This is a genomic window from Micromonospora sp. WMMD1120, assembly GCF_029626235.1.
GTDB lineage: Bacteria > Actinomycetota > Actinomycetes > Mycobacteriales > Micromonosporaceae > Micromonospora.
The window spans coordinates 5,011,876-5,029,796 of record NZ_JARUBO010000005.1 but is presented as its reverse complement, the minus strand read 5'-3'; the positions used below and the strand labels follow the sequence as shown (position 1 = coordinate 5,029,796).

At 73.1% G+C, this 17,921-nt stretch carries 15 protein-coding genes; 14 read left to right on the top strand and 1 reads right to left on the bottom strand.

The features are described 5' to 3' along the window. The first annotated feature begins 352 nt into the window (after positions 1-352). The 12 genes from O7634_RS23025 (at position 353) to O7634_RS22970 (ending at position 12,797) form a co-directional block, all read left to right on the top strand. Positions 353-1,645, top strand: a complete 1,293-nt coding sequence (locus O7634_RS23025) for a cytochrome P450 (RefSeq protein WP_278152202.1) — start codon at positions 353-355, stop codon at positions 1,643-1,645. 251 nt (positions 1,646-1,896) lie between these two features. Then, positions 1,897-2,379, top strand: a complete 483-nt coding sequence (locus O7634_RS23020) for a helix-turn-helix transcriptional regulator (protein ID WP_278152201.1) — start codon at positions 1,897-1,899, stop codon at positions 2,377-2,379. A 255-nt stretch (positions 2,380-2,634) separates the two neighbouring features. Then, positions 2,635-5,034 (top strand): nitrate- and nitrite sensing domain-containing protein, encoded by a 2,400-nt coding sequence (locus tag O7634_RS23015; protein WP_278152200.1) that lies wholly within the window; start codon positions 2,635-2,637, stop codon positions 5,032-5,034. Positions 5,035-5,050: 16 nt separating this feature from the next. Continuing rightward, positions 5,051-5,455, top strand: a complete 405-nt coding sequence (locus O7634_RS23010; RefSeq protein WP_278152199.1) for a roadblock/LC7 domain-containing protein — start codon at positions 5,051-5,053, stop codon at positions 5,453-5,455. 56 nt (positions 5,456-5,511) lie between these two features. Further along, complete coding sequence (locus tag O7634_RS23005; RefSeq protein WP_278152198.1) at positions 5,512-6,705, top strand: ABC transporter substrate-binding protein; 1,194 nt, start codon at positions 5,512-5,514, stop codon at positions 6,703-6,705. Then, positions 6,702-7,595 (top strand): branched-chain amino acid ABC transporter permease, encoded by an 894-nt coding sequence (locus tag O7634_RS23000; protein ID WP_278152197.1) that lies wholly within the window; start codon positions 6,702-6,704, stop codon positions 7,593-7,595. Before O7634_RS23005 ends, O7634_RS23000 begins: the two co-directional genes overlap by 4 nt. After that, on the top strand, positions 7,592-8,608 hold the full coding sequence (locus O7634_RS22995) for a branched-chain amino acid ABC transporter permease (RefSeq protein ID WP_278152196.1): 1,017 nt from the start codon (positions 7,592-7,594) through the stop codon (positions 8,606-8,608). The genes O7634_RS23000 and O7634_RS22995 overlap by 4 nt, the downstream gene beginning before the upstream one ends. Then, positions 8,605-9,348 (top strand): ABC transporter ATP-binding protein, encoded by a 744-nt coding sequence (locus tag O7634_RS22990; protein WP_278152195.1) that lies wholly within the window; start codon positions 8,605-8,607, stop codon positions 9,346-9,348. Before O7634_RS22995 ends, O7634_RS22990 begins: the two co-directional genes overlap by 4 nt. Next, on the top strand, positions 9,348-10,079 hold the full coding sequence (locus O7634_RS22985) for an ABC transporter ATP-binding protein (protein ID WP_278152194.1): 732 nt from the start codon (positions 9,348-9,350) through the stop codon (positions 10,077-10,079). Before O7634_RS22990 ends, O7634_RS22985 begins: the two co-directional genes overlap by 1 nt. A gap of 6 nt (positions 10,080-10,085) precedes the next feature. Beyond that, entirely contained in the window at positions 10,086-10,889 is an 804-nt protein-coding gene (locus O7634_RS22980) for a methyltransferase domain-containing protein (RefSeq protein WP_278152193.1), read from the top strand. Between the two features lie 106 nt (positions 10,890-10,995). After that, entirely contained in the window at positions 10,996-11,973 is a 978-nt protein-coding gene (locus tag O7634_RS22975; RefSeq protein WP_278152192.1) for an ATP-binding cassette domain-containing protein, read from the top strand. Beyond that, entirely contained in the window at positions 11,970-12,797 is an 828-nt protein-coding gene (locus O7634_RS22970; RefSeq protein ID WP_278152191.1) for an ABC transporter permease, read from the top strand. The genes O7634_RS22975 and O7634_RS22970 overlap by 4 nt, the downstream gene beginning before the upstream one ends. Here the strand turns inward: O7634_RS22970 and O7634_RS22965 are convergent. After that, positions 12,794-15,964 carry a BTAD domain-containing putative transcriptional regulator gene (locus O7634_RS22965; RefSeq protein ID WP_278152190.1) on the bottom strand — a complete coding sequence of 1,057 codons (3,171 nt, stop codon included), beginning with the start codon at positions 15,962-15,964 and terminating at the stop codon, positions 12,794-12,796. The genes O7634_RS22970 and O7634_RS22965 overlap by 4 nt on opposite strands. A gap of 102 nt (positions 15,965-16,066) precedes the next feature. On the opposite strand from O7634_RS22965, the gene O7634_RS22960 reads away from it, so the two are divergent. Together O7634_RS22960 and O7634_RS22955 are read left to right on the top strand one after the other, a co-directional pair. Beyond that, entirely contained in the window at positions 16,067-16,900 is an 834-nt protein-coding gene (locus O7634_RS22960) for an ABC transporter ATP-binding protein (RefSeq protein ID WP_278152189.1), read from the top strand. Between the two features lie 33 nt (positions 16,901-16,933). Then, on the top strand, positions 16,934-17,917 hold the full coding sequence (locus O7634_RS22955) for an ABC transporter substrate-binding protein (protein ID WP_278152188.1): 984 nt from the start codon (positions 16,934-16,936) through the stop codon (positions 17,915-17,917). The last annotated feature ends 4 nt before the right edge of the window (positions 17,918-17,921 follow it).

Here is a 17,921-nt window from a genome sequence, read left to right as displayed (position 1 = left end):
CGGCACGCCAGCGAAGCGGTCGGACGGCTGCGTCACCAGCCGTCGCGGAGGTCGTTCTTCCGGTCATGAGCGACAGCGGAGTCGGCCGCACCGCGCCGAGGTCGGCTGGCCGTTCGGGCCACCCCCGCCGGAAAGGTCCGCTCCGCAAGTTGCACTCGGCCGCGACCGGTTGCTCGTTGCAACCCGCGGTCAGGCCGCTTAAAAAATAGATAACCATCATTCTTGACTTGCGTGGCCAGCCAGCGCACCGTGAAAAGCCAGCGGCAGCTTCGCGCCATTATCGGCCCGGCTGGAGTGGATCGCCAAATGGATGCGCTGCCGGTTTGGCGCCGCGTGCACCGGGAGGCGTTCCATGCGGTTGAATCCCTTTACCGGGACCTATCTCACCGATCCGTCGCGGATGTGGCGACGCATTCTCGACGATCCCGCCGGGGTGCACTACGCCGACGATCTGGGCCTGTGGTTGATCAGCAGACACACCCACGTCCGGTACGCCCTCGCCGACGCCACGACGTTCGTCAACGCCCTCACCCTGGCCCCGGTCTACGAGGTGTGCCCGGCGGCGCTGGAGGTGATCATGCAGATCGACGCGCCGCCCACCACGGCCGCCGCGGACCCACCGGCGCATCCCCGCACCCGCCGGGCCCTGCGGGCGACCTTCGCCAACACCGCCGAGCGGGTCGAGGCCGAGTACGGCGCGATCGTGCGACGCCGTGTCGACGAACTGGTGGCCCGTCTCGCCGCCCGTCGGGGTGAGCAGGTGGACCTGATCCCGGAGTTCGCCACCGAGCTTCCCCTGCTCGTGGTCCTGGACATCCTCGGTGTGCCCGCCGCCGACATCGGACGGGTCCGCAGCTGGGCCGACGGTCAGATCGCCCTCGTCTGGGGTCAGCCGGACCCGGCGGAGCAGGTCCGCCTCGCTCAGGGCCTGCTGGAGTTCTGGCACTACTGCGAGGAGTTGGTGCGCCAACGGATGGGTGCCGGGCACGAGAATGGCGACTTCATCAGCCGCGCCCTGGCCTACCGGGACGACGACGACACGGTGCTGACGGTGCCCGAGGTGGCGAGCCTGGCGTTCAACCTTCTCGTCGCTGGCCACGAGACCACCGCCGGGCTGCTCGCGCACGCCCTCGACCAGGCGCTGTCCACACCGCGCTGGTGGTCGGCGATCGTCGCGGACCCGGGCGTCGTCCCCGCGTTCGTGGGCGAGACGCTCCGGTTCGCCCCGGCCATCGACGGCTGGCTGCGGACGACCAGCCGGGAGGTCACACTGGGTGGGGTGACCATCCCGGCGGGAGCCCGCTGCCTGCTGATGATCGGCGCGGCCAATCGCGACCGCTCGGCGTTCGCCGACCCGGACCGGTTCGATCCGCACCGCGCGGATGTGGGAAATCACCTCTCGTTCGGCCACGGCCCCCATTTCTGCATCGGAGCGGGATTGGCTCGGCTTGAGGCCGGCACCGCCCTCACCCGACTCGCCGAATCCATTCCCGACCTCCGCCTGACGGCGGCGCAGCGACGTTCCTACAAACCCAATGTCGCGTTTCGCGCGCATCACACGTTGCTCGCGACAATCGGCGGCAGGACGGCCGACGACCTGCCCGCCGCACGACGCACGGCATCGGCCGACGTACGCGCCGCCTGATCGGGAGCCGTCCGTCACCGGCACTGACCTGCGGTCGGATCACGTGCGGAACGGGTCGCGGCCACTCGACCCGCACGCGCCTCCGGCCGCCCGAACCACGACTTTCCCGCAATGCGAAACGATCCACAGCCGTGAACGTCTTCACACCCATCGCGTTCTGGGTTAAGAATTGCCCTCTGCGAATGCCTCGAACATCGTTCAATCTCGATCTGGCGTCCGCTGCTGACTGCCCGTTCCACGAAGGTGAGCGCATGGAGCACACGTCCCCGGCGAGCTCAGCGCAGTCTGCGGCCAGCCAGCGGTTCCGATGGGAGTTGCGCAACTGTCGCGTCCGACGGGGCCTCACCCAGCGGGCCCTGGCGGAGCTGGTGCGGTTCAGTCGGGAGACGGTCGCGGCGGTCGAGTCGGGTCGCCGCTTCGGCAGCCACGAGTTCGCGCTGCGCTGCGACGACGTCCTGGGCACCGGCGGCCGGCTGGCGGCGCTGTGGCCCCAGGTCGCGGCGGAGCAGATGGCCGCCGACGGCCGCCGGGGCCCACGCGCCCCGGAACAGGTCCCGGCGCAGCGACAGGTGCCGCGGCAACGTGGCCGGCGCGACGCGCGCGACCCCGGCGCCGTGGTGGAGGCGATCGACGAGCTGCGGGAGCTGATCGGCCAGGTGCTCAACAGCCCGCCCGACCCGGACGACACGCACCGTCCGCGCCCGCCGGCCGAACCCCTCGACAACCAGCGCTGACCGCGCGGACCCGACCTCACCTCGGGGCGTCACCGTCCGCTGACGTTGGGTACAGATGCTGGTACGGGCAGTTTGTACCACGGTCAGGTCTGGTCTCCGAGCGCGGCTTCCGGCCGAATGGGACTTGCATTCGGCAAGGTGCGGGATTGACCGTCATCGACGAGTCGTGGGAGTCAAACAGTGGCGTCGAGCACCCGGTCCCACGCGGCCAGACCCTACCCGACCCGCCGACGCGGTTGGAAGATTGCCGGCCGGATGCGCCTCATCGTCGCGGCCCCACTCGTCGCCGTGATCGGCTTCGCCGGCCTCGCGCTGACCGAAAGCGCACGCCGGACGGCCCGCGCCGACGACCTGCAGGTCCTGGCCCAGCTCGGCGCGGAGGCCGGCGACCTGGCCTACCGGCTGCAACGCGAGCGCGTCGCCGCCGCCGACCTGCTCACCTACGGCCGACCGGAGCAGCAGGACGCGTTCGGCGCGGAGATCGCCGCCACCGACGACTCCGTCGCCCGCTACCGCACCCAGCGCGAGCGGCTGTCCACCGACGCCGACGCCAACCGGGTCCTGCTGCGCCGCATCGACGACTCGCTGAACAGCCTCGCCCCGCTGCGGACCCAGGTCCGCACGGCGACACACGCGTCGGTCTCGGCGATGACCTTCAGCTACCGGATCGCCATCGCCGACCTGATCACCTTCCGGGAGAACGTCTCACACGGCGTCGTGGACGCCGTGCTCGCCGACGGCATCCGGGCCTCGGCCGCCCTCTCGAAGACCGCGGAGGCCATCGGTCAACAGCAGGTTGCCGTGCTCCGCGCGGTAGCGGGCGGGGAGCTGACCCCGGCCATGCAACAGGACATCACCGCCGCCCGGACCAGCTACACCGAGTCGAGCCTGTCCTTCCTGGCACTGGCGCCGCACGAGTGGGGCGTCTGGTGGGAGCAGGCCGGCACCGGCAGGGACGCGCTCGCCCTGCAACGCATGCAGGACGAGGTGTCCCGGGCCCGGCCGGGCACGCGGTTGCAACTGGACACCACCGCCTGGGTGGCGACCACCCAGACGCGCGCCGCCCGCCTCGCCGAGCTGCGTGGCCAGGTCGACGACGCGGTCCGCGAGGACGTCCGGGCCGCGCACGCCGACCAGCGCCGTCGGGCCGTCGCGGAGGCCGTTGGCGTACTCCTCGCGCTGCTGCTGACGGCGCTGGTGACCTGGGCCGTCGCCCGGCAGATCACCCGACGGCTGCGTCGCCTGCGGGACGCCGCCAACGCCGTGGCGTTCGAACAGCTGCCCGCCGTGGTGGCCCAGCTCCAACAGCCCGGCAGCGCCTCGGTCGACCCGGACCGGCTCGCCCGGCACCACTCCAGCGCCGCCCTGGAACCGTCCAGCGACGACGAGATCGGCGAGCTGGGCCAGGCGTTCAGCGCCGTGCACCAGGCCGCCGTGCGCACCGCCGCCGAACAGGCCGTCATGCGCGCCAACACCGCCGACATCTTCATCCACCTCAGCCGCCGCGAACAGCGGCTCGTCGACGCCGTCCTGGCCCAGGTCGACCTGGTCGAGCGGGACGAGACCGACCCCGACCGCCTCGACCAGCTCTACACGCTGGACAACCTGGCCACCCGGATGGGCCGGATCAACGCCAGCCTGCTGGTGCTCGGCGGCGTCGGCGTCGGCCGCGTACGGCAACGCGACGTCCCGTTGCAACAGGTGCTCCAGGCCGCGCTGTCGCAGATCGAGCACTACGCGCGGGTGCGGCTCGGGATGGTCGACGGGGACGTCGCCGTGGCGGCCAAGACCGTCGACGAGGTCGTGCACCTGCTCGCCGAGCTGATGGACAACGCCACCACGTATTCTCCCCCGGGCAGCGAGACCTGGGTGAGCGGCCGGAGCCTGGGTGACCGCGTCATCGTCCAGATCAGCGACGAGGGCGTCGGCCTGTCACCGCAGCGGATGCAGCAGCTCAACGAGTTGCTGGCCCACCCACCGGCCATCGACGTGGCCGCCGTCCGGGCGATGGGGCTGGTCGTCGTGGGTCAGCTCGCGCAGCGGTTGGGCGTGACAGTCCAACTGCGCCGCGGCCCCCGCCGCGGCACCCTCGCCGAGGCGACCCTGCCGGCGACGATCATCCGATCGCTGCCACCGGAGGAGTACCTGCTCGCACCGGGCCGGCTGTCCCGGCGGGCGGCCCGCAGAGCCGGCCCTCCGCCGCCGTACCAACCGCGCCCCGAGCCCACCGCGGGCCGTCCTCCGGCCGAGCGGACCCTGCCGGCGGCGCCGGTCTTCCGACACCCGTCACCCCCGCCGGACCGGGGTGACGCGCCGACCGAGGAGTTGCTCATCTTCGAACAGGTCAACCACTGGTTCCAGACCGACGTCGTCGACGGTCAGAACGGTCAGAACGGCCACGCGTGGTCCAGCCCCGCCGACGACGCCTGGCGCACGGCCGCCCGGGCGCACACGCCCGAGGTCGCCACGACCACCAATTCCGGCCTGCCCAAACGGCAGCCCCAACGGCACCTCGTGCCCGGCGGCGTGACGGTGCCGCAGCAGCAACAACGGTCGGAGTACCGCGACCCGGCGCAGGTGGCCACGGCGATGGCCGCGTACGCGCGGGGCGTGGCGAACCGGCGACGCACCCCGATCAACCTCGGCAACACCTGACGCGACAGGAGAGCACGTGAGCGACCAACAGGATCTCGGCTGGCTGCTGGACACCTTCGCCGCGCGCGCGACCGAGGTCAGCCATGCCATCGCCATCTCCAGCGACGGGCTGATGGTGGCCGCCACCCGCGACCTTCCGCCGGACCGGGCCGACCAGTTGGCCGCGACGGGCAGCGGGCTGGTCAGCCTGCTGCGCGGAGCGGCGGCCTTCTTCGACGCCGGCGCGGTGATCTCCAACGTCACCCAGCTCGAGGGCGGGTTCATGTTCTCGATGGCCTTCAACGACGGCGCCTCGTTGCTGGTGCTCGCCGCCCCGGAGTGCGACGTCGGCAAGGTCTCCTACGAGATGACCGAGCTGGCCAACCGCATCGGGGACGCCCTGACCCCCGCCGCCCGCGCGGCACTCGCCCGCAGTCGTTGACCACTCCGGCGACCCCACGCCGGGCATCCCTTCCCCCATCTTCTGGAGTCGAAGTCATGCCTCACACCACGCCTTGGCGCAGCCGTGCCCTCATCGCCGCGGCGCTCGCGGCCGCGCTGACCACCAGCACGGCCTGCGGCGACGACGGGCCGGGCACCAGCGCCAGCGGCTCGATAAAGATCGGCCTGCTCGCCTCGCTGTCCGGCACGTACCAGGCGGTCGGCACGGAGATCCGCGACGGCTTCCAGCTCTACCTGGACACCCACGACGGCAAGCTCGGCGGCCGACAGGTCGACCTCGTCGTCGCCGACGAGGGCAACGGCGCCCAGACCGCGGTGCCGGCGGCGACCAAGCTGCTCAAGCAGGACCGGGTGTCCGCGCTCACCGGCATCGTCGGTGGCGGTTCGGTCGCCGGTGTCGTCCCGCTGCTCGCCGAGACGAAGGTGCCCCTCGTCGGCTCCAACGGACGACCCGAACTCAAGGACGTCTCCCGGGTCTGGCACACCTCGTACCTCTCCGACGAGCCCGGAGCGGCGATCGCGCAGCACGTCCGGGACAACGTGAAGGGCTCGGTGTATGCGATCGGCCCGGACTACCAGGGCGGCTGGGACGAGCTGCGGGGGTTCACCGACGCCTTCGGCAAGATCGGCGGGAAGCTCGCGAACCCGGACGGCAAGACCACCTTCACCCCGTTCCCGGCGACCACCAACTTCACCCCGTACTTCGCCCGGATCAAGGCCTCCGGCGCGGCGGCCGTCTTCACGTTCTACGCCGGCAGCGCCGCCGTCGACTTCGTCAAGCAGTACGCGCAGTCCGAGATCAAGGACGTCCCGCTGTACGCGGCGGGGTTCCTCACCGAGGGCGGCGTGCTCAACGCCCAGGGCGACGCGGCCCGGGGCATCTACTCGGTGCTCAACTACTCGCCGGACCTCGACAACGCCGAGAACCGCGCGTTCGTGGCGGCCTGGAAGGCCAAGCACGACGGCTCGCCGACGACCTACGCGCTCGCCTCGTACGACGCGGCGGCAGTGCTGGACCGGGCGATCGGCGCCGCCGGCAGCGACCCGACCCCGGAGGCGATCAACACCGCCATCGGGAAACTCGGCCAGATCGCCAGCCCGCGCGGCACCTGGCAGTTCTCCACCACCACCCACTCGCCGGTGCAGAAGTGGTACCTGCGGCAGGTCCGCCAGGACGGGCGGGCGCTGTCCAACACCGTCGTGGGTGACCTCGCGACCGTCGGCCGATGACGGCGGCGGCCCTGACGAACCGGATCGACCCGTACCTGATTCCGGCGTTGGACGGAGTCGCCTACGGGCTGCTCGTGTTCGTCGCCGCGTCGGGCCTGGTCTTCTGCTTCGGCGTCGCCAACATCCTCAACCTGGCGCACGGCATGCTCTACGCGATCGGCGGGTACACGGCCGCCGCGCTGCTCGACGGCGGTTGGGTGAGCCTGGCGCTGGCGCTGGCGGTCGGTGTGCTGGCCGCCGCCGCCGCGGGTGTGCTGCTGGCCGGGCTGCTCACCCCGGTCCCCACCGGCAACCACCTGAGCCAGGCGCTGCTGACGTTCGGTGTGGCGCTGGCCGGCGGCAGCCTGCTCGTCGCCGGGTTCGGACCCGACGATCCGCAGGTGCGGGTTCCCGCCGCGCTGGAGGGTTCGGTGGTGGTCGCCGGTCACCGCTACGCCGCGTACCGGCTGGTCTTCATCGTCGTGGCGGCGGTGCTGGCGGGCGCGCTCTACCTGGTGCTGCGGCGCACCCGGGCCGGGATGCTGGTCCGGGCGGCCGTCGACGACGCGGAGATGGTCGCCTGCCTGGGCGTCAGCCCCGCGCGGATCCGGGCCGGCGTGCTCGCCGCCGCCGGGGCGCTGGCCGGCGCGGCCGGGGTCCTGGGCGCGCCCATCATCGGCCCGGGTACCGACACCGCCGACACCGTGCTGCTGCTGTCCCTGGTGGTCGTCGTCCTCGGTGGACTCGGCTCGATGGCGGGCACGCTGGTGGCCGCGCTCGCGATCGGCGAGATCCAGACGCTGGGGGTGGCGCTGCTGCCGTCCGCCGCGCCGTTCCTGCTGTTCGCCGCCATGGCGGCCGTGCTGGCGGTGCGCGCCCGGGGCCTGGCCGTCAGGTGGCGGGCGGCATGACCGGCGACGTGCTCCGGCGGGCATGGGGCGGCGTCGCGGCGCTCGTCCTGGCCGGCCTGGTCGTGGCGCCCTGGGTGGTGGACGACTACACCACGGCGATCCTCGCCCGGACGCTGGCGCTGGCCCTGGTCGGGGTGAGCGTGGCACTGCTGACCGGTGTCGCCGGCGTGCCCACCCTCGGCCAGACCGCGCCCTACGCGGCGGGCGCGTACGCCTGCGCCGTGCTCGGGAGCCGGATCTCCGACGTCGGTGTGGTGCAGGTCGCGGTCGCGGCGGGCGCCGGCGCGGTGCTGGCCGCGCTCACCGTGCCGCTCGTCGTGCACGCCCGGGGCGTCATCGTCCTGATGATCACCCTGGCCATCGGTGAACTGGTCGTGACAGTCCTCGGCCGGTGGCGGTCGGTGACCGGTGGCACGGACGGGCTGGCCGGCATCCCGGCGGTCCGCCCGTTCTGGGGGCTGCCGCCCCTGGCCAGCGACCGGGCCCGCTACCTGTACGCCCTGGTCGTGGTGGCCGCGCTGGTGGGCGTGGTGCTGGTGCTGCTGCGGACCCGGGCCGGGCTGCTGCTGCGCGCCGCCCGGGACGACGAGACGCGGCTGCGGGCCAGCGGGCACCGGGTGCCGCTGTACCTGTCCGGCGCGCACATCGCCGCCGGTGCGACAGCCGGCGCCGCCGGCTCGTTGCTCGTCGTCGCCCAGCAGTACATCTCCCCCGCCGACTTCGGTTTCGACACGTCCGCGCTGCTGCTGCTCGGTGTCGTGATCGGTGGCACCGCCTCGGTGGGCGGCGCTCTGGTGGGCGCGGCGCTGGTCATCGCCGTCCGGGACTGGCTGTTCGGCGTCCTGCCCGGTCACGCGCCGCTGGTGCTGGGCGCGCTGTTCGTGGCGACTGTCTACCTGCTGCCCACCGGGATCGACCGGAGCCGCGGCCGGTGGCGCCCGAGCCTCCCGGCGCGACGCCGGGACACGCCGGCCGTACCGGACCGGGCCACAGTCGCGGAGCTGCGCCGATGACCTGTCTGCTCGACGTCAAGGAGGTCACCGTGCGGTACGGCTCGCTCGCCGCGCTCGACGGCGTGGACCTGTGCGTGCACGACGGTCAGCGGCACGCGCTGATCGGCCCGAACGGCGCGGGCAAGACGACACTGCTCAATGTGATCGGCGGGTCCACGAAGCCGCAGCGCGGCACCGTGCGCTTCGCCGGACGGGAGGTCAGCCGGCTCGGACCGACCACTCGGGCCCGGAGGGGCATCAACCGCATCCACCAACGCCCGGCGGTCTTCGCGACGCTCACCGCAGCGGAGAACGTGGTGGTGGCCGCGCTGCCGCGGGTGACCGTACACCGGGGGTGGTGGCCGGGCCGACGTCGGCGCGCCGCGCGGGACCGCGCGGACGCGCTGCTGGAACAGATGGGCCTGGCCGACGTCGCGGCGGTGCCCGCCGGGCACCTCGCCCACGGGCAGCGCCGCCAGTTGGAGATCGCGATGGCCCTCGCCGGCCGTCCCCGGCTGCTGCTGCTCGACGAACCGGCCGCCGGGCTGTCCGCCATCGAGGTCGCCCATCTGGTCGCGGTGCTCCAGGCGCTGCCCAGGGCCGTCGCGGTGCTGCTCGTCGAGCACCGACTGGACCTGGTGTACGCCCTCTCCGACGCGGTGAGCGTCCTGCGCGACGGTCGGACGTTGGCCACCGGCACCCCGGAGGAGATCCGCGCCTCGCCGCTGGTGCGCCAGGCATACGCCGAGGGGGTGGCCTGATGTTGACGGTCGACAGTGTGTCCGCCGGCTACGCCGGTGGGACCGTGCTGCACGAGGTCAGCCTGCGGGTGCGACCGGGCAGCATCCAGGCCGTCGTGGGTCGCAACGGCGCGGGCAAGAGCACCCTCGTGCACACCATCGCCGGGCTGGTGCGGGCCTCCAGTGGTCGCATCGAGGTCGGCGGCGTGCCGGTGACCGGCCGGCAGCCGCACCGCATCGCGCAGTCCGGCGTCGGTCTCGTTCCGCAGGGCCGGCGGGTCTTCTCCCGGTTGACGGTGGCCGAGCACCTGCACCTGGCGGCCGCGCCGTGGCGGGCCCGCACGTACGGCGGTGCGGGCTGGACCGTCGACCGGACCCTCGAACTGCTGCCGAGACTGGCGGCGCGGCTGCGGCACCGTGGCTGCGAGCTGTCCGGCGGTGAGCAGCAGATGCTGGCCATCGCCCGGGCGCTGCTCGGGCAACCGCGGGTGCTGCTGCTCGACGAACCGTGCGAAGGGCTCTCACCCGACCTGGCGGCGCGGGTCCGTGCGCTCGTCAACGGTCTCGCCGCCGACGGCCTGACCGTGCTGCTGGTGGAGCAGCAACTCCAGCACGCGATCGAGATCGCGGACCGGGTGGCGGTGCTGGAGTACGGCCGGGTGGTCTACGACCGACCGACGGCCGAGGCCCGCCTCGACCCGACCCCGCTGGCGGCCATGGTGGGCATCGCCGCCGACCCTCTGGAGAGGTAGACACCGATGACAACCGTTGAGAACGATGGCAGCTACACGTTCGACAACGCGGCGCCGGACGCCGTCGCGCAGATGCACGCGCTGGAGTCGTTCCTGGACCCGATCACGACGCGCCGCCTGGCCCGTCCGGTGCTGGAGGCCGGCGCGACCTGCTGGGAGGTCGGCGCGGGCGGCGGCTCGATGGCCCGGCGGATCGCCCGCGCGGTCGGCGACGAGGGCCACGTGCTGGCCACCGACATCGACCCCACCCACCTCGTCGCCGCGGACAACCTGCGCGTGCGCCGGCACGACGTGCGCACCGAGCCGCCACCCGGGGACGCGTTCGACCTGATCCACGCCCGGCTGGTGCTGCTGCACCTCCCGGAGCGCCGGCGGGTCCTGCGGATGCTCACCGGCGCCCTGGCCCCCGGCGGCTGGCTGGTGGTCGAGGAGTTCGACTGCACCGCGACACCGCGCGTGCTGACCGCGCCGAGCGACGACGCGGCGAAGCTCTTCGCGCAGGTGATGGACGCCATGATGGGGGTCCTGGAGGACCACGGCGCCGACCTCGGGTGGGCGCAGGACGTGCACACCGAGATGGCCCTGGCCGGCCTGACCGACCTGGACACCATCACCCACTCGCAGAGCTGGGCCGGCGGCTCGACCGGCACCTCGCTTTACGAGACCAATTCGCGGCAGTTGGAGCCCGACCTATTGGCCGCCGGGCTGTCCCCGCACCAACTGAACGCCTTCCGGCGGCTGGTCCGTGATCCCGGCTTCGCCGCCATGTCGTACCACTTCGTCTCCACGCGGGGTCGCCTGCCGGGCTGACCGGCAGGTGGGGCGCAGGGCGGGGTCGCCCGGTTGTCAGCGCGTGTCGGCGCCGGTGTCGGCGCCGTGTCGGGACGGTGTCAGCCGAGCCGCGCAGACTTCCGGCATGACAGCTGACCTGGTGATCGAGGCCGAGGGCCTCGTCAAGACGTTCGGCAGGACGAGAGCGTTGCAGGGCGTCGATCTCGCCGTACCCCGGGGGACGGTGCTCGGCGTGCTCGGTCCGAACGGCGCCGGCAAGACCACCGCCGTGCGGATCCTCTCCACCCTGCTCACCCCCGACGGGGGCAGCGCCCGGATCGGCGGGTACGACGTGGTGCGCGACGCCGAGCGCGTCCGGCAGAGCATCGGCCTCACCGGCCAGTACGCCTCGGTGGACGAGGACCTGACCGGGCGGCAGAACCTGGAGCTGTTCGGCACCCTGCTGGAGCTGGGGCGCGCCGGGGCGCGGCGACGCGCCGCCGAGCTGCTCGACTGGTTCGACCTGACCGACGCCGCGAACCGGCCGGCGAAGACCTACTCCGGCGGCATGCGGCGGCGGTTGGACCTGGCCGCCAGCCTCGTCGGCTCCCCCGACGTGATCTTCCTGGACGAGCCGACGACGGGCCTCGACCCGGCCAAGCGCGAGGACATGTGGGACGTGGTCCGCTCCCTGGTCGGCAACGGCTCGACGGTGCTGCTCACCACGCAGTACCTGGAGGAGGCCGACGCGCTCGCCGACGCGATCACGGTCATCGACCACGGCCGCGTCATCGCGCACGACACCCCGGACGGACTCAAGCGGGTGGTCGGCGGGCAGACCCTGGAGGTTCGACCGTCCGACCCGGCGCACCTGCCCCGGACCGCGGAGATCCTGACCCGGGTCGGCTCCGGCGCGCAGGCCGACGAGATCCGCAGGGGCGTGCTCGCGGTGCCGGTCACCGACGACGCGGCGCTCACCGAGAGCGTCGCGCGGTTCGCCTCGGCCGGCATCGCCGTCACCGAACTCTCCCTGCACCTGCCGAGCCTGGACGAGGTCTTCTTCACCCTCACCGGACGTACGGCGTCCGACGACGACACCACCCGCACGGAGGTCGCGGCATGAGCACACTGATCGACGCAGGACCCACCAGAACCCGGGGGCTGACCAGCCCGGTGCCGAACCCACGGCCGTTCCGGCTGGTCCGGCACTCGTTGGCGCTCGCCAAGCGCAGCCTCATCAAGACCTGGCGCACGCCCGAGGCGCTCATCGACGTCACGTTGCAGCCGGTGCTGTTCCTGATCATCTTCGTGTACGTCTTCGGCGGCGCGGTCGCCGGCTCGACCCACGACTACCTCCAGTTCCTGCTGCCCGGCATCCTGGTGCAGACCATCGCCACCGGTGCCATCGCGATCGGCGTCAACCTCAACACCGACATCGCCAAGGGCATCTTCGACAGGTTCCGCTCGTTGCCGATCCCCCGCTCCGCACCCCTGCTGGGCGCGGTCCTCGGCGACGTGGTCCGCTACGTGATCGTCACGGTGTCGACCCTCGCGATCGGCTACGCGATGGGCTTCCGGATCGAGACCGACCTGTTCCGGGCGGTCGGCGGGTGCCTGCTCGCGGTGCTGTTCGCGCTCTGCCTGAGCTGGCTGCCGGTGCTCGTGTCGATGAAGGTGCGCACCCCGGGCGCGGTGCAGGGCCTGATGTTCGCGCTGATCATGCCGCTGAGCTTCGCGTCGAACGTGTTCGTCGCCGCCGACACCCTGCCCGGGTGGATGCGGGCGTTCGTGGACGTCAACCCGATGACCCACCTGGTGGCCTCGGTACGGGGGCTGTTCCTCGGCACCCCGCTCGGCTCGCACGTGTGGTGGACGCTCGCCTGGTGCGTCGGCTTCGTGGTGCTCTTCATGCCGCTGGCGCTGCGCGCGTACCGGAAGAAGATCTAACCCAGCAGGTCGTCCATCAGCTCGCGGATGCGGGCGACGACCGCGGCGACCGGCCGCTCGCGCCACGCGGCCTGCAACGGCTCACGCTGCTCCTCGGTGCCGAGGGCGGCGCTGAGCCGTTCCTGGTCGCCGGGCGGGAGGAAGATCCCGACGTGGCCGCCGATCCGCGACCCGAGCACGAACAGGTCGCGGGCGGTCGCCGCGTCGCCCCGGTGCGCCGCCAGTTCGGCGCCACCCAGCGCCCACGCCCCGATCACCGGCAGGTCGTTGGAGCCGAGCGCCTCGTCCCGGGCCAGCGCCAGCAACGCGGCGGCCTGGTCGAACGGCTCCGCGCCCGGTCGCACCCGCGCCAACCGTAGGCGCAGCACGGCCACCGCGACCCGGAAGATGACGCGCGGCTGCGGCGGCGCGCCGGCCCAACCGATCAGGACCCGGGTCACCGCCTCGGCGTGCCGGAGAGCCTCGTCGTAGCGCTCCCGCTGCCAGGCGAGGTGGGCCAACCCGAGTCGGGCCTGCGCGATGTCCATCGCCTCGGCGTCGCCCGCCGCCGTGTCGGTGAGCCGCCGTTCGGCATCCCGGTCACCGTCCAGCGCGAGCCGCGCGTCCAGCCGCACCCGGATCGAGCGGGCGTCCTGCGCCGCCCCGATCACCTCCATGTGCTGAAGGCTCAGGGTCAGCCAGTCGGTCGCCCGGGCGCCGTCGCGCAGGGTCAGGAACTGCCCGACGACCCCCGCCGCCATCGCCATGCCCCAGTGGTCGCCGGTCGCCTCGAAGCGGCGGTACGCCTGCTCCGCGTCGCCGACCGACGCCTGCGGAGAACCGCTGTTCTCCCGTACGGCGGCGCGGGCGAAGTAGCCGAGCGCCTGGACGTACGGGTCGGGGTGGGCGATCATCTCGCTCGCGCCCTTCATGGACTGCTCCGGGTCGGCGGTGTCGAAGCCGGGCAACGCCGAGGCGAGCGCGGCCTGCCGCGCCGACACCTCGGTACGGCGTTCGGCGAGGGTCGTGCGCAGCGCCCGACGGGCGATCACGGCGAGCCGCAGGTCGCCGCTGATCCCGGCGTTGACCCCGATCACCAGACCGGTGCGCACGAGCCGGTCCGCGTCCGGCAGTGGTCGTCCGGCCGACCTACCGCCGAGGATCGCCGAGTGTCGCCGTCGCCGCGGCTCGTCGACGTGCAGCAGGCCGCGCGCCCACCCCAGGACCTCCACGTGCAGGCCCCGTACCGTCCAGAGGAAGAACAGCGCGCTGGCGACGTCGATCGAGGCCGGCTCGTCGTCGCCGGCGAGCGACCACCGCAGCGCCGCGACCAGGTTGTCCTGCTCGGCGGCGCAGCGGTTGAGCGCCTCGACCTGGTCCGGGCCGACGAACCGGCCGGCGAGCGCCACCGACTCGCCCCGCGCCCAGTCGACCAGGCCGGCCGTCGCCGGTTCCCGGTCGCCGGTCTCGTCGAGGCGGGCCTCCCCGTACTCGCGGACCGTCTCCAGCATCCGGTAGCGCGGCGGCCCCTCCCCCTCGACGAGGGTGAGCAGGGACTGTTCGACGAGCGTCGCCAGACCGCGCCGGACGTCCGGACGCCCGGCGACGGCGGCCGCGAGGTCCGCGGTGAACGCGGCGGGGATGACGGCGACCCGCTGGAGTAGCTGACGGTCGTCGGGCGCGAGCAGTTCCCGGCTCCAGTCGACCATCGCCCAGAGGCTCGCGTGCCGCTCGGGAAGCCCGCGCAGCGCGTCGTCGAGCAACGCGAACCGGTCGGTGAGTCCGCTGAGCACGTCGTCGATCGGCATGTGGCGCAGCCGGGCGGCGGCCAGTTCGAGCGCCAGCGGCAGGTTGTCCAGCCGGTGGCACAGCGCGAGGGTCCGTTCGGTGTCCCCGGTGGACACCGCGCCGCCCGCTCGGGCGCGGGACTCGATCAGCGCGAGCGCGTCCGCGTCCGGCAGGGTGGTCAGTCGGTGCACCCGTTCGCCCGCCAGACCCAGCGGGGCTCGGCTCGTCGCGAGCACCGCGACGTCGGCGGACGTCGCGGCGAGCAGGTCCGCGACGACGACGGCCACCGCGTCGAGGACGTGTTCGCAGTTGTCCAGCACCACCAGCCCGTCGAGGTCCGGCGCCACCGCGCGCAGGCGCTCCTCGGGGTTGAGGACCCGCCGCTCCAGGCCGAGGTTGCCACCGGTCGGCGTGGTGTCCGCACCGCCGAGCGCGGCGAGGACGGTGGGCAGCACCTCGTCGGGCGAGCGCAGGCCGGCGAGTTCGACCACGCGCACGGTCTGCCCCGCCGCCACCGCGTGCCTGGTCACCTCGGCCGCGAGTCGGGTCTTCCCGGCCCCGCCGGTCGCCACGATGGTCACCAGCGGTGTCTCGGCGAGCGAGTCGGTGACGCTCTCGACGTCCCGCTCCCGCCCGACGAGGGTGGTCAGCGGGCGACGCCACGCGGCGGGCAGCGCGCCGCGGGCCGGTCGTCGGGGCGGCGTACCGCCGGTCGGGGTGGTGAGCTCGCCGCGCAGCAACGCCAGGTGCACCTCTGCGATCACCGGCGACGGGTCGGTGCCGTACCGGTCGGCCAGGTCGGTGCGCAGCCGCTCGACCACCTCCAGCGCCTCGGCCTCCCGCCCCTGCGCGGCGAGCACCCGGACGAGCAGCGCGGCCGACGGCTCGTCCGGCGGGGTACGCGCCACGAGCCGGCCCAGGTCGACCTCGTCGTACGGGCCGGCACCGGCGAGTGCCGCCTGGGCGCGCAGCGCGGTCACGTCCGCGAACAGCCGGGTGTCCTCGGCGGTGGCCAACTCCGGCACCTCGGGGAACAGGGCACGCGCCCGGTCGGCCAGATCGCGGGCGCCGGACGCGTCGCCGGTGTGCAGCACGGTCCGCGCACTGTCGACGAGCGTCCGCGCCTCGACCGCGTCGACGGTCACCTCCTCGGCGGGGAGGCGGTAGCCGCCGGGCGCGGCGAGCACTGGCAACCCGAGACGGCGTACCCGGGAGACGAGCGCCTGGACCGCGCCGTTCGCGTCGTCCGGTGGCGCGCCGTCCCACACCGCGTCCACCAGCAGGGCCGTGGAGACCGCCCGCCCCCGGGCATCGACGAGCGCGCGCACCACCGCCGCGAGCCGTTCACCCCGCACGGGCCGGCCGTCGACGGCGAGTGGGCCGAGGGTGGTGATCTGCACGGGACCAGCATCCCTCACCTGCGCACCGCCCCTGCGCCCCACCGGCCCCCGCCGGATCGGGCGGCTTGACACACCGACGTTTGGTTAGGTTAGCCTAACCTCATGCAGAGCGAGTTGGCGTCGGCCAACGGGGAGAACAGCCTGTCCGGCGTCGACCTCCGACTGGGCTATCACGGTGTGCCGGTGGTGCACGGCGCGATGATCAGCCTTCGGGCGGGCGCCGTGACGGCGCTCGTCGGGCCGAACGGCAGCGGCAAGTCCACGCTGCTGCGCGCCCTGGCCCGGCTGCACCCGATCCAGGCCGGCACCGTGCACCTCACCGACGGCGTCACCGCCGCCAGCCTCCCGTCCAGGGAGTTCGCCCGTCGGGTCACCCTGCTCGCGCAGAGTCGGCCGGTGCCCACCGGAGTCACCGTCCGCGACGTCGTGGGATACGGCCGGCACCCGTACCGGGGGCGGTGGCGCGCGGAGGACCCGACCGGCCCGGCCGCCATCGCCCGCGCCATGGAGGTCACCGGCGTCGCCGCGATGGCCGAACGCCCGGTGGACGAGTTGTCCGGCGGCGAGTTGCAGCGGGTGTGGCTGGCCACCTGCCTGGCCCAGGACACTCCGGTGCTGCTGCTCGACGAGCCCACCACCTTCCTGGACCTGCGCTACCAGGTGGAGATCCTCGACCTGGTCCGTGACCTCGCCGACGACCACGGCGTCGCCGTGGGCGTGGTCCTGCACGACCTCAACCAGGCCGCCGCCGTGGCGGACGAGGTGGTCCTGTTGCACCAGGGCCGGGTCCGCGCCACCGGCGCCCCGGCCGCCGTGTTCACCGAGGACGCCCTCACCGAGACCTACGGCATCCGTATCGAGGTGACCACCGATCCGGTCAGCGGACTGGTCACCACCCGCCCGGTCGGGCGGCACGCCGCGCGCGCCCTGGTCTGAAACACCCCTCATCCACAGCAGAGAAAGACCGTCATGACCCGTACCCGTTTCACCGCCCTCCTCGCCGTCGTGGCCGCGCTGACGCTCGGCGCCTGCGGCACCACAGAGAAGACCGCCACCCCCGACACCTCCGCCCCGGCGGCCGGCGGGCCGGTCACCCTCACCGACAGCCGGGGCAAGGAGATCACCCTCAAGGCCCCGGCGACCAAGGTCGTCGGGCTCGAGTGGGGTGAGGTCGAGATGCTGGTCAGCCTGGGCGTCATGCCCGTCGGCGTGGCCGACCCCAAGGGGTACGGCACCTGGGTCACCTCGGCGAAGCTCGACCCCGGGGTCAAGGACGTCGGCACCCGGGGCGAGCCCAGCGTCGACTCGATCGTCGCCCTCCAGCCCGACCTCATCGTGATGGAGGACGACCGGGGCGCGAACATGATCAGCCAGCTGGAGAAGTACGCGCCCGTCGTGGTGGCCAAGGGCAGCGACGCCACCGACAACCTCGGCCGGATGCGCGCGGACCTCACCATGATCGCGAAGGCGGTCGGCAGGACCAGCGAGGCGGAGAAGCTGCTCGGCGACTTCGACGCGGCCATCGCGGACGGCAAGAAGAAGATCGCCGACGCCGGGGCCGCCGGCCGTCCGTTCGCCATCGCCGACGGCTGGAAGGAGGGCAGCACCGTCAGCATCCGGATGTTCGGGAAGGGCGCCCTCGTCTCCCAGATCGGCATCCAGCTCGGCCTCACCAACGCGTGGACCGGCAAGACCGACGAGGTGTGGGGCCTCGGCCAGACCGACGTGGAGGGCATGACCGTCCTCAAGGACCCGAACACCCACCTCTTCTACAACGCCTCCGACGGCGACGACGTGTTCGCCGACGGGCTGGCCGGCAACGCCGTCTGGACGTCGTTGCCGTTCGTGCGGAAGGGCAACCTGCACCGGATGCCCAACGGCATCTGGACCTTCGGCGGGCCGCTCTCCGGCAAGCAGTACATCGACGAGCTCGTCAAGACCTACGCGGTGTGAGCGT